Source organism: Mesorhizobium sp. P3_B5 (genome assembly GCF_056402815.1).
This window is the reverse complement of record NZ_JBFUGR010000004.1, coordinates 305,062-317,174: the sequence shown is the minus strand read 5'-3', so window position 1 is coordinate 317,174 and position 12,113 is coordinate 305,062. Positions and strand designations below refer to the sequence as shown.

The 12,113-nt window shown below is 64.8% G+C and carries 12 protein-coding genes; 5 read left to right on the top strand and 7 right to left on the bottom strand.

All coding sequences use genetic code 11. From position 1 onward, the window contains the following. The first annotated feature begins 23 nt into the window (after positions 1-23). The 5 genes from AC1DVW_RS13610 to AC1DVW_RS13590 all read left to right on the top strand — a co-directional run bounded on the left by AC1DVW_RS13610 (position 24) and on the right by AC1DVW_RS13590 (position 4,878). Complete coding sequence (locus AC1DVW_RS13610; protein ID WP_477244318.1) at positions 24-1,115, top strand: LacI family DNA-binding transcriptional regulator; 1,092 nt, start codon at positions 24-26, stop codon at positions 1,113-1,115. Positions 1,116-1,196: 81 nt separating this feature from the next. Next, positions 1,197-2,186, top strand: a complete 990-nt coding sequence (locus AC1DVW_RS13605; protein ID WP_477244320.1) for a sugar ABC transporter substrate-binding protein — start codon at positions 1,197-1,199, stop codon at positions 2,184-2,186. A gap of 65 nt (positions 2,187-2,251) precedes the next feature. Then, positions 2,252-3,244: an ABC transporter permease gene (locus AC1DVW_RS13600; RefSeq protein ID WP_477244322.1), complete on the top strand. Its 993-nt coding sequence runs from the start codon at positions 2,252-2,254 to the stop codon at positions 3,242-3,244. Next, positions 3,241-4,017 carry an ATP-binding cassette domain-containing protein gene (locus tag AC1DVW_RS13595; protein ID WP_477244324.1) on the top strand — a complete coding sequence of 259 codons (777 nt, stop codon included), beginning with the start codon at positions 3,241-3,243 and terminating at the stop codon, positions 4,015-4,017. The genes AC1DVW_RS13600 and AC1DVW_RS13595 overlap by 4 nt, the downstream gene beginning before the upstream one ends. 3 nt (positions 4,018-4,020) lie before the next feature. Continuing rightward, entirely contained in the window at positions 4,021-4,878 is an 858-nt protein-coding gene (locus AC1DVW_RS13590; RefSeq protein WP_477244326.1) for a sugar phosphate isomerase/epimerase family protein, read from the top strand. A 21-nt stretch (positions 4,879-4,899) separates the two neighbouring features. On the opposite strand, the gene AC1DVW_RS13585 is transcribed toward AC1DVW_RS13590, so the two are convergent. The 7 genes from AC1DVW_RS13585 to AC1DVW_RS13555 are packed head-to-tail and all read right to left on the bottom strand — an operon-like array spanning position 4,900 to position 11,915. Continuing rightward, positions 4,900-6,345, bottom strand: a complete 1,446-nt coding sequence (locus AC1DVW_RS13585) for an aldehyde dehydrogenase (RefSeq protein ID WP_477323673.1) — start codon at positions 6,343-6,345, stop codon at positions 4,900-4,902. 33 nt (positions 6,346-6,378) lie between these two features. Then, positions 6,379-7,164, bottom strand: coding sequence for a coniferyl-alcohol dehydrogenase (locus AC1DVW_RS13580; protein WP_477323801.1), 786 nt, complete (start codon positions 7,162-7,164; stop codon positions 6,379-6,381). A 2-nt stretch (positions 7,165-7,166) separates the two neighbouring features. Continuing rightward, positions 7,167-8,237 (bottom strand): branched-chain amino acid ABC transporter permease, encoded by a 1,071-nt coding sequence (locus AC1DVW_RS13575; protein WP_477323672.1) that lies wholly within the window; start codon positions 8,235-8,237, stop codon positions 7,167-7,169. Beyond that, the gene (locus AC1DVW_RS13570; protein WP_477244331.1) at positions 8,234-9,124 is read right to left on the bottom strand and encodes a branched-chain amino acid ABC transporter permease; all 891 of its coding nucleotides are present in this window, start codon (positions 9,122-9,124) and stop codon (positions 8,234-8,236) included. Before AC1DVW_RS13570 ends, AC1DVW_RS13575 begins: the two co-directional genes overlap by 4 nt. Beyond that, positions 9,121-9,849: an ABC transporter ATP-binding protein gene (locus AC1DVW_RS13565; RefSeq protein WP_477244333.1), complete on the bottom strand. Its 729-nt coding sequence runs from the start codon at positions 9,847-9,849 to the stop codon at positions 9,121-9,123. The genes AC1DVW_RS13570 and AC1DVW_RS13565 overlap by 4 nt, the downstream gene beginning before the upstream one ends. Beyond that, entirely contained in the window at positions 9,846-10,589 is a 744-nt protein-coding gene (locus AC1DVW_RS13560) for an ABC transporter ATP-binding protein (protein ID WP_477245006.1), read from the bottom strand. The genes AC1DVW_RS13565 and AC1DVW_RS13560 overlap by 4 nt, the downstream gene beginning before the upstream one ends. 21 nt (positions 10,590-10,610) lie before the next feature. Beyond that, entirely contained in the window at positions 10,611-11,915 is a 1,305-nt protein-coding gene (locus AC1DVW_RS13555; RefSeq protein ID WP_477244335.1) for an ABC transporter substrate-binding protein, read from the bottom strand. Positions 11,916-12,113 lie beyond the last annotated feature (198 nt).

Here is a 12,113-nt window from a genome sequence, read left to right as displayed (position 1 = left end):
TCCCGACCTCGGGAGGAGGACCAATGGCGCATCGGCAAGCCCAGCAGCGGCGTCCGTCGATCCACGACGTGGCAAGCCGTGCCGGCGTGTCCGCCGCCACCGTCTCCAAGGTCATGGCGGGCGTCACCACGGTCAAGCCCGAAAATGCACAACGCGTCTTCGATGCCGTCGAACTCCTGGGTTACCGGGTCGATCCGCTGGCCTCGGACATGCGGCGCGCCAAACGCCGTATCATCGGCGCCATCATGCCGGAATTCGAAAGCGAATTCTTCGGCCAGATGGTGACCCAGCTCGAGAGCCTGGCCGAGCAGCGCGGCTACACGCTGGTGGCGGCATCGTGCCGTGAATCGGAAGCGCGCGAAGAGGAGATACTGGAGCGCATGCATGACTGGCGAGTGGCCGGTGTGGTGCTGGCGCCGGTGCGCAACGAGCATGGCCCGGCAGCCGCCTTCATGAAGCTGAACGGCATGACCGGCGTGCTGATCGACCGCGTGCTGTCGGACGACGCTTTCGACACCGTGTCGGCCGACAGTGCGGCGGCAAGTGCCGAGGTGGCGCGCGAGCTGATCGGCAAGGGCCATCGCCACATCCTGGTCGTCGGTCTTGGTGAACAGGCGGCCACGGTGCGCGCCCGTCTCGACGGGTTTCGCTCGACCGCGCTCAAACTGGCACCGGATGTCCGCATCGATGTCGTGCTTGCCGAAACCGATGTCGAACCGCTCCGAGCGCAGCTGCGCGATTATTTTGACAAATGTGAAGTTGAGGGTGGGGGCGCCAATGCAGGCGAGCGCCCGACGGCGGTCTATTCGCTGTTCCTGAAGGGCACGCTGGTGGCGCTGTCCGAATTCCGGCGGCGCGGCTGGCATTGCCCCAACGACATTTCGCTGGTCGGCTTCGACGATGCCGAATGGATGCAGGTGACATGGCCGGCCATCGCCGCCGTGGTGCAGCCGGTCCGCCAGATCGCCGTCCACGCGATGGACGTGTTGTTTGCCAGGATCGAAGGCGAGGAGGGGCCGCCCAAGGCGCGGCTCGAGCCTTGTCAGGTTTTGATGCGGGAATCCGTTGGCTCGCCAGGCAACGGCCCGCATTCCGGGGGAGGAAACCGACAATAGCCCCCATTGTCGAAGACGGACCAGAAGCGCCGGACCTGGCTTTGGCTCGCGGCGCGTGACATCAACCGGAGGAGAAACGAAATGACATCACTCGCATTGAAGATAAATCGATTTACTTTGGCTTTTGGCGTCGCGATGGCGCTTTCCGCCGTCAGTGTGGCCAAGGCCGAGGACGGCGAATATGGCGTGCTGATGAAGACGCTGGCCAACCCGTTCTGGGGTGCGATGGGCCAGGGCGTCGAGGACGGCGCCAAGGAGGCCGGTGTGAAATATTTCCAGCAGGCGGCCGACAGTGACCAGGCGGCCGAGCCGCAGCTCAACCTTTGCAACACCATGCTCGAGCGCAAGCCGGTGGCGATGATCACCGCGGCGATCAACTCGACCAACCTGTTGCCGTGCCTGAAGGCGGCACAGGACGCCGGTGTCAAGGTCGTCGATCTCGACGGCAATCTCGATCCGGCGGTGCTCGACAAGGAAGGAATCAAGATCGCCTTCCGCATCGGCTCTGATAATGTCGCGGCCGGCGGCCAAGGCGCCGAGTATCTGGTGTCGAAACTCGGCAAGGATGCCAAGGGTCCGGTGCTGGTGATCGAAGGCCTATCGGGCAATATCACCGGCGAGAAGCGCGCCAAGGGCTTTGCCGACAAGCTCAAGGAACTGGCGCCCGGGCTGGAGATCGTCGCCTCACTGCCGGGTGACTGGGATCGCAACAAGGCGGCCTCGATCGCCACCGACACACTGACCGCGCATCCCGACCTCGTCGCCATTTTCTGCGCCAATGACGGCATGGCGCTGGGCGCGGTGGAATCGATCTATGCGGCCGGCAAGGGCGAGCAGGTTACGATCATCGGGGTCGACGGCAATTCGGACGCGGTCAAGTCGATCAAGGAAGGCCGGCTCAACGCTTCCGTTGCGCAGCTTCCCTATCTCGTCGGCAAGCAGGCGGTCGAGAACGTCAAGAAGGCGCTCGCCGGTGACAAGGTCGAGGAGAGCATCGCCGTGCCGACGCTGGTGCTGACCAAGGAAGTGATCGACGCCGGCAAGGAGCCGATGCTCGAATACGTGAAATAGTCCTCCCGGACTGGGCTGGCGCGGGTTTAGCCTGCGCCAGCCACTTTTTTTGAAGGTGAGGCAAGATGGCTTCTGAAATGGCGCGGCCCGGTTTCTGGGCTCGGGTGCAGCGCGCGTCCGTCGAACGACTTCATATTCGGCTGGAGTCGCTGGTGGTGCTGCTGGCGCTGAGCGCGGCGATGGCAGTGCTGTCGCCGTATTTCCTGTCGCTCAGCAATTTTCTCAACATTCTGCTGGCGACGTCGACGATCGGCGTGCTGGCCATTGCCGCCACCTTCGTCATCGGCTCCGGCGGGCTCGACCTGTCGCTCGGCTCGGTCATGGGGCTGGCCGGCGTCGCCGGCGCCTTCGTCGCCGTCAATCTCGGCTGGCCCTCGGTGTTCGCGGTCGTTGCCTGCATCCTTGCCGGCGGGCTTGCAGGGTACATCAACGGGCAATTGGTCACCCGCGCCTTCGTGCCCGCCTTCATTGTCACCCTCGGCATGCTCGGCATGGCGCGTGGCCTCGCTTTGATCATTTCGCAGGGCAGGGCGATCTACGGATTGCCGGCGGCGATCGTCTATATCGGGCAGGGCCGGCCGTTCGGCATTCCCATGCCGGTCATCCTGCTGGTGCTAACAGCTCTCCTGGCACATTGCGTACTCGCCTACACGCGCTTCGGCCGCCATACGCTGGCGCTTGGCGACAGCGAAGGTGCTGCGCGCGCCGCCGGCATCCGCGTCGAACGCCATCGCCGCATCATCTACACGCTGTCAGGGGCGCTCGCCGGCCTTGCCGGTCTGCTGTTCACCGCCCGGGTCAACGCCGGCGATCCGACCGCCGGCATCAACTACGAATTGACCGCCATCACGGCGGCGATCATCGGTGGCACCAATCTGTTCGGTGGCCGCGCCTCGATCCTCGGCACCATGATCGGTGCGCTGATCATGGGCGTGCTGCAGAACGGGCTGACGCTACTTGCCGTGCAATCCTACTACCAGCAGATGGCGATCGGCGCCGTGCTGATCCTGGCGGTGTTCATCGACCAGTACCAGGTGCGCAAGGAGTCACGCGTATGACCCTTCTCACCCTGCACGGCATTCGCAAGAGCTTTGGCGCCGTCGACGTGCTGCATGGCGTCGACCTTTCGATTGAGGCGGGCGAAGTGGTCGGCCTCGTCGGCGACAATGGCGCCGGCAAATCGACGCTGATGAAGACCATCACCGGCATCTACCGGGCCGATGCTGGATCGATCGAGCTCGACGGCAAGGATATTTTGCCGCTCGATCCCGGCCAGCGGCGCGAGCTTGGCATCGAGATGATCTACCAGGATCTGTCGCTGGCCAAGCAGCAGGACGTCGCCGCCAACATCTTCCTCGGCCGCGAGCCGACGAAGAAATTGTTCGGGCTGATTCCCGGCTTTGTCGACAAGGCCGAGATGGACCGCCAGGCGGCGAAGATGATCGAGCGGCTGGGGGCGCATCTGCCATCGATAAACCGGTCGGTCGGTTCGTTCTCCGGCGGCCAGCAGCAGACGGTGGCGATCGCGCGCGCGCTGACCTTCAACCCCAAGCTGGTGATCATGGACGAGCCGACGGCGGCGCTTGCGGTGCGCGAGGTGCAGAGCGTGCTCGACCTGATCCGCCGGTTGAAGTCGGAAGGCATCGCCGTCATCCTCATCTCGCACCGGTTGAACGACGTGCTGTCGGTCACCGACCGCATTGTCGTGCTGCGCCACGGCCGGGCCGAGGCAGACCTGACCACCGCCAGGACCAACATGAACGAAGTCGTCAGCCGCATCGTCGGCGGCGGCGACATCAGTGCCGCCGCGGCGCATGAACAACGAGGCTGACCGATGAATACATTTGGACTGCACACTTTCGCCATCGCGCCGGTCTGGGACCTTGACCTGATCGAACCGCAGATGGAGCGGTTGAAGGCACTCGGCATCGGCCTGCTGGAAATCCCACTGCTGCGACCCGAGGAGATCGACACCAAGCGCACGCGCGCCTTCGCCGAACGCCAGGGCGTCGAGCTCATCCCGTCGCTCGGCCTGCCGCGCGCGCTCGATGTTGTCGAGCGGCCGGACGAGGCGCTGGCTTTCCTCGAACCGGCCTTCGAGGTGTGCGAAGCGGTGGGTAGTGCTGCACTCGGCGGCGTCACCTATGGCACGATCGGCAAGACGTCAGGCCGCGCGCCGACGGCCGGTGAAATCGACGGCATGTGCCGCTTCCTGCGGCGCGCCGCCAAGGCGGCAAAAGCGCATGGGCTGGAGCTCGGCATTGAACCCTGCAACCGCTACGAGACGCATCTGATCAACCGCGGCATCGATGCTGTCAGGATCATCGAGCGCGTCGGCGCCGACAACATCTTCATCCATCTCGACACCTACCACATGCATATCGAGGAGGAGAGCTTTGCCGCCGGCTTCGCGGCGGCGGCACCTTATCTCGGCTATGTCCATGTCTCGGAGGCCAATCGCGGCGTGCCGGGGCGCGGCATGCTCAACTGGGCGGCCTGCATGCAGGCGATCGCCGCCATCGGCTACACCGGCCCGATTACGCTCGAAAGCATGAACCACGTCGATGTCGACATCGCCGGCGGGCTCGCCGTGTGGCGGCCGGTGGCCGACAATCCGAGCGACGTCATCGAGGTCGGGCTGCCGTTCCTGCGTGGGGAAGCGAGGAGGGCTGGGCTGACGTTGGGCAGATAGCCATCGGCCCTTCCACGCCGTTCAGAACGGATAGTGCTGGTTCGGATCCTCGATCGTCACCCAGCGCAAGTCGGTGAATTCGGCGATCGAGGCCTTGCCGCCGAAGCGACCGTAGCCGGAGCCCTTGACGCCGCCGAACGGCATCTGCGCTTCGTCGCCGACGGTCGGGCCATTGATGTGGCAAATGCCGGCTTCGATGCGGGCGGCGACGGCCATGGCGCGTTTGATGTCGCGGCTGAACACCGCTGACGACAGGCCGTATTCGGTGTCGTTGGCGACACGCACGGCCTCGTCCTCGCCCTTGACCCGGATCACCGGCTTGACCGGTCCGAAGGATTCTTCGGCATAGACGCGCATCGACGGCGTGACATGGTCGAGCAAGGTCGCCTCGACCACAGTGCCCGTGCGCTTGCCGCCGGCGACGAGCTTGGCGCCTTTGGCAATCGCGTCGGCGACGAGTTCCTCCATCTTGTCGGCGGCCTGGCTGCTGATCAGCGATCCCAGCACGACATGGCCGCGCGGGTCGCCGGCCGGCAGCTTTGAGGCGCGGGCCGCGAGTTTTGTCACGAACTCGTCGGCGACCTTTTCGTCGACGATGAGGCGCTCGGTCGACATGCAGATCTGGCCCTGATGCATGAAGGCGCCGAATGTGGCGGCGTTGACCGCTGCATCGATATCGGCATCGTCGAGCACCAGCAGCGGCGCCTTGCCGCCGAGTTCGAGCAGCGCCGGTTTCAGATGCCGTCCGGCGAGTTCGGCGATGATCCTGCCGACCTTGGTCGAGCCGGTGAAGTTGACGCGCTTCACCGAAGGGTGCGCAACCAGCGCCTCGACGATACCAGCCGCATCCTTGGGATCATTGGTGACGACATTGATGACGCCCTTGGGCAGGCCGGCTTCGACCAGAACCTGGCCGATCAGCCGGTGCGTGCCGGGACACATTTCCGAGGCCTTCAGCACCACGGTGTTGCCGCAGGCGAGTGGCATCGCCACGGCGCGGGTGCCGAGGATGACCTGCGCGTTCCATGGCGCGATGCCGAGGCATACACCGGCCGGCTGGCGGATCGCCATCGCCAGCGTGCCCGGCTTGTCGGACGGGATGATCTCGCCGGAGATCTGCGTCGTCATCGCCGCCGCTTCGCGCAGCATGTTGGCAGCCAGCATGACGTTGAAGCCGGCCCAGGGGCCGGTGGCGCCGGTCTCTTCCATCATCAGCCTGGTAAATTCGCCGACCTTCGAAGCCATCACGTCAGCTGCCTTGCTCAGCAGCGCGCGGCGCTCGCCGGGCCCGGTCTTCGACCAAGCGGGAAGGGCAGCAGCGGCCGCTTCGACAGCGGCGTTGGCGTCGGCCACGCTCGCCGCGGCGGCACGCGTCGCCAGTTTGCCGGTGAACGGGTCCATGCGCTCGTAGGCGGCCGAGCCGGACGCATCCCTTTTGTCGCCGTCGATCAGAAGTCCGATATCCATGATTTTTCTCCCTCGCTCCGCTGGAGCGTTTTCTCAGAAGCCGAGCACTTCGGCATTGATTGAAGCTTCGAGGCCGCCGTCGACCGGCACGTTGGCGCCGTTGACCCAGCGCGCAGCGTCCGAGCACAGGAACAGCACCACCGGTGCGATGTCGCCGGATGTGCCGGCGCGGCCGACCCTTGCAATGTCGCTGTCGACGCGGGCGTCGCCGAGCACGCTGCGGAACTGCTTCAGGATCGGCGTTTCGACCGGGCCGGGGCTGACCGCGTTGACGCGGATGCCGCGGCTCCCGAATAGATCCTGGTGCGCGGCGCGAAATGTCCACAAGAGCAGAAGTTCCTTGGAAACGGGATAGCCTTCCTCGTTCTTGACGGCGTGGTCGGCGACCACCTTGGCGACATCGGGAAAGCCCTCGATGCCGACCATCGAGGCGGCGCGGTTGAGATTAGCGCGCCAGCCGAAACCGGCGATCGAAGCGACGTTGACGATGGCGCCGCCTTCGCGGATTTTTGGCGCGAGGCTTTCCGAAAGCGCCCGCAGGCCAAAGAAGTTGACTGCGAGCGTCGCCGCGGCGCCGGTGTTGCCGGAGAGACCTGCGACATTGCAGAGCGCATCGATGCGCGACGGCAGCTGCGCAACCAGATCATCGACGCCGGCCTTCGATGAAATGTCGGCCTTGACGAAAGTGCCGACCTGTCCCGCGGGTTCACGAACATCGACGCCAATCACCTCGGCGCCGAGCTGTCCCGCCAGTTCCGCCGTGCGGGCGCCGATGCCTGAGGCGACACCGGTGATGAGAATGGTCTTGCCGAAAAGCATGCTCACGCCTTCTCCCGCTGTGATGTGGTTTGTCGCGACGCTTGCGAGTCGTCGCCCGACAGACCCGTCTCGATTGCGGGCAGCCTGACGCGATAGCCGACCGGCAGCAGGCGCAGGCCAAAACGCTCCTCGATCGTTCCCCACAGGCCGCGCGGCAGAAGCAGCGAAAAAAGCACCGCCGTGGCGCCGAGCCCGACCAGGTACCAGACGCCGGTGCCGCCGAACCATGTCTCGATGAGGAAGAACACCAGCGCGCCTAATATGGCGCCCTCGAATGTGCCGATGCCGCCGACCAGCACCATGAAGATCATGTAGGCGGTCCACTGGACGCTGAAATAGGTTTTTGGCTGGAAGGTGATGGAGGTTGCCAGCCACAGTGCGCCGGCAATGCCGATGCCGAAGGCGGCCAGCACGAACAGCAGCCGCTTGGTGCCGGTGACCCGCACGCCGACCGATGCGGCGGCATCCTCATTGTCGCGAATGGCGCGGATCGCCGCACCCGTGCTGCCGCGCAGCAGGCCAAACAGAGTGGTGAGCAGCGCTGTCATCGAGGCCAGCGCCAGCCAGTAGATTGTCGCCCGCCTTGTGCCGGAATCATAGACGTTGAGCGAAATCAGCGATGTCCCGGTTTCGCCCTGCACCAGCCGGTCGAGATTGACCAGCAGATGCGTCAGCGCGGCGATCACCCACATGCCGATGGCGAATTCGCCGTTCTTCAGCCGCAGCATGAACAGCGAGAGCGGGATGGATACTGCACCGACGACAATCCCCGATGCGAAAAGCGCCAGGAAAGGGTTGAGGCCGGCATCGGCCAGGCGGATGGCGAAATAGGCGCCGAGCCCGAAGAAGACCTGCTGTCCTACAGAGACCAGGCCGCCAAAACCGGCCAGCGCGTTCCACATCGCGGCCAGGATCACATAGATGAAAAGCGCGGTCAGCCTGTCGACCGCGCCTGCCGACAGGAATTGCGGTGCGATCGCTAGCAGGGCGATGATGATGGCGACGGCAATCGCGGCGATGCGCGAGGTCGCGGTGCCACGCTCGATGACTGGCATGGTGGCCGGAGCGCTCATGCTGCGCTCCGCAGGCGCAACAGGCCACGCAGGCCAAGGCCCGAAGTGGAGAGCCGAATGAACAACACGATCAGGAATGCGACATGGCCGCCGATCAGAAACCCTTGCGGGTGCACCTGCGCGCCGAGCGTCTGGGCGAGCGCCAGCACGATGCCGCCGATCAAGGTTCCCCACAGTGAGCCGGCGCCGCCAATGACCGCCGCCTCGAAGGCGAACAGCAGTTGCGGCGCGCCGGCATAGGGGTCGAAAGTGGCGCGCATGCCGAGGAACGCGCCGGCAAGGCCGACCGTGACCATCGCGATCGATGCGGCAATGGCGTTGGCGCGGTGCGCGTCGACGCCGACCAGGCCGGCGGTATCAGGATCTTCGGACGTCGCGCGGATCGAGCGGCCGAGCCCGGTGCGGGTCAGGAACAGTTGCAGCCCGCCCAGCAGCACCACGGCGGCGGCGAAGGTGATGACGGCGAGCTTGCCGACATAGATGCTGCCTGGCCATTCCCAGGAATCGTAGGACAGGCTGCCGATGTAGGGCGCCAGCGAGCGTGTGTCGGCGCCGAACTGTTCGAACAAAAGATTGTCGATGACGATCGCCAGGCCGAAAGTGGTGAGGATCGGCAACAGCGCGCCGCCGCGCGCGCTGCGCTCGAGCAGGAAGCGCTGCAGTGCCCAGCCGATCGCCGCCATCGCAGGCAGGACGATGAGCAGGCCGAGCAACGGCGCGATGTGGAACTGCGAGGCGAGCAGCCACAGCGCGTATGCCGAAAACACGGCCAGGCTGCCATGCGCGAGGTTGATGATGCGCATCACCGAAAACATGAAGGACAGGCCGCAGGCGATGATCGCGTAATAGCCGCCGAGCAGGATGCCCTGGATGATCTGGTTGCTCATGCCGGCACGCTCCCGGCGCTCGCCTTGTGCAGGCCGAAATACGCCTTGGTCACGTCGTCGCGCGAAACGCTCTTGCTCGATCCTTCGAGCGCGACCCGCCCCTCAAGCATGCAGATAACCTTGTCCGACACAGAGAGCGCCCGGTTGAGGTCCTGTTCGACCAGAATGATCGTGGTGCCGGAACTGATCAGCCCTTGCAGCGAGGCATAGACACGATCGACGATCAGCGGCGACAGGCCGAGCGAGACCTCGTCGAGCAGCAGCAGCTCGGGGTTGCTCATCAGCGCCCGGCCGATTGCCGTTGCTTGCTGTTCGCCACCCGACAGATGACCTGTTTTGGCATGGCGGCGGGCTTTCAGATTGGGAAAAATGTCGAGCACCTTGTCGACGCTCCAGTCGCCAGGCCGCCCAGTGGTTTTGCCGAGCAGAAGGTTCTCCTCGACCGTCATCTGCACGAACAGTTTTCGCCCCTCCGGCACCAGCGCAATGCCTTTGCCAACGCGGCCGTGCGACGGCACGCCGGACAGGTCGGCGCCGTCGAACAGAACCCGGCCTCCCGATGCCGGATGCGCGCCAGCGATGGCTCTCAGCAGCGTCGTCTTGCCGGCGCCGTTGGCGCCAACCAGGGCCAGCGTCTGGCCACGCTCGACGATGAAGCTGACGCCGCGCACCGCCTGCAGCAGGCCGTGCCGCACAACCAGATTCTCGACCGTCAGCAGGCTCATTTCGGGCCTCCGCCGAGATAGGCGCTGATCACCTGGGGATCGGCCATCACCGCTTGCGGGTTGCCGTCGGCGATGATCTTGCCGGCATCCATGCAGATCAGGCGCTCAGCCACTTGCAGAAGAATATGCACGATGTGTTCGATCCAGATGATGCCGATCTTGCGGCGACGCAATTCCTTGATGGTGTCGACGAGTTCGCTGGCTTCGCCGTCGGTCAGTCCGCCACCGATCTCGTCCAGCAAAAGCAGCGTCGGTTTTGCCGCCAAAGCCCGCGCCAATTCCAGGCGCTTGCGGTCGAGCAGGCCGAGCGTTTCGGCGCGCCGGTTGGCAACACCGAGCATGCCGCACAGCTGCAGCGAGCCCAGCGCTTCCGCATAGGCCTCGTCACGGCCCAGGCCGGCGCCATGCGACGCCGCGACGAAGACATTCTCGAAGGTGGTCATGCCGCCGAACGGCTTTGGCACCTGATGCGTGCGCACCAGCCCGAGCCGGCAACGCTGGGTCGCCGACAGCGGCGTCACATCGCCGCCCTTGAAGCTGACCGAGCCCGAACTTGGCGGAAAAGCGCCTGAGAGCACGCTGAGCAAAGTGGTCTTGCCGGCGCCGTTCGGGCCGACAATGCCGACCGCCTCATTGGCGGCCATGGCAAAATCGATGTTGTCCAGCACCACAAGCGCGCCGAAGCGCTTGTGGATGCCGGCGGCATTGAGGATCGCCTGTTGTTGCGAATGGGTCACCAGTCGATCCTCGTCAGCGGTCCATCAGCCGTTGTAAGGCAGAAGCTTGGCCTCGACCGGCACTTTCGGGTCGGTGGCGTTGTCGGTCACAACATAGTCGAGCGGGAACTTGCTGCCTTCCTTGGCGGCCACCCATTGAGTGCCGATGATCGGGCCGGGCGACACATTGGCCACCGGGCCGCTGGTGAAGTCGACCTTGCCGATCATGGTCTCGGTCTTCAGCGTGCTCAGCGCCTTGGCCACCGCTGCCTTGTCCTTGGCGTCGGTGCTTGCCTTCAGCGCCTCGAAGCCGGCGTCGAGCAACGACATCGAAGCGCCAAGCTGTTGCGTCCACTGCTTGCCGCTCGCCGCCTCGTAGCCGTCGGCAAGCTCGGTTCCGGAGACGCCGGTCAGCGGCGACTTGTAGGGGAAGGCCTTGTGCCAGTAGGCGGCGCTCGAAATCTTCATGCCGAGATCGCCGAGCGCCTCGATGTCGGACGGGAACAGGCCGGTCTTGGCGACCTGGCAGATCTTGATCTGCTTCGTCAGGCCCTGCTGTGCCGCCTGGCGCCAGAAGGCTGCGAAATCCGGCGGGATCGGGAAAGAATTGAAGATCTCGACGCCTTCCTGCTTGAACATGGCGATCTGCGACGAATAGTCGGTGGTGCCGGTTTCGTAGGCGCCGGGATCGACGATGGTAAAACCTTCCTTGGCCAGCAGCGGCGCCAGATGGGCGCGGATGGCGTTGCCGTCGGCGTCGTTCGGATACATGACGCCGACCTTCTTGTTGGTCTCGATCAGGTTCCATTGCGAGATGTAGGTCTTGAAGAACTCGCCGACGCCGAAACCGAAATGATAGGTCCACTTGAACGGCGACGGTTCGCCGGGCTTGGCGCCGCGACCGAAATACCAGGCTTCCCAAGGCATGACGGTGGACAGGCAAGGCACACCGGCGGCTTCGCAAGCGTCGGCCACCGGATTGATGACTTCCGGGGTGGACACGGCCAGCATTAGGTCGATGGCCTGGTTGTTGATCAGGTCCTTGGCCAATTGACCGGCACGAGACGGATCGGACTGCGTATCCTGGTCGAGGATCTCGACGCTGTATTTCTTGCCGCCGAGTTCGATGCCGCCGGCCAGCGCCTTGCGGGCAAGGTCGAGCACGTAGCCGTCGGTCTGGCCGAAGCCGGCGAGCGGGCCGGTGCGCGGGCTGACGAAGCCGACCTTGAGCGAGTCGCCCGCGGCGAAGGCCTTGCTGCCACCGAAAGCGAGTGCCGCGCCGCCGGCGATCGATGTGGCGATGAACTGGCGCCGCGAGACGCCGCGAATGATGGATTTGCCTGGAGTCATGTGGTTGGTCCTCCCTTTTTCTGGCGGCGCCCTGAGGCGAACCGCCGGTTCGTTCAAAGCGTCTGCTGCCTATTGAATTCGTCGATCGCAGCATTGCCGTTCGCCTGGATCCGGCGACGGTGCAGCGGTATGCCGCCGATGCTGACGAATGGCACGATTTCGATCCTCCGAAATCACAGTGCACTAGGCGTTTGGTTC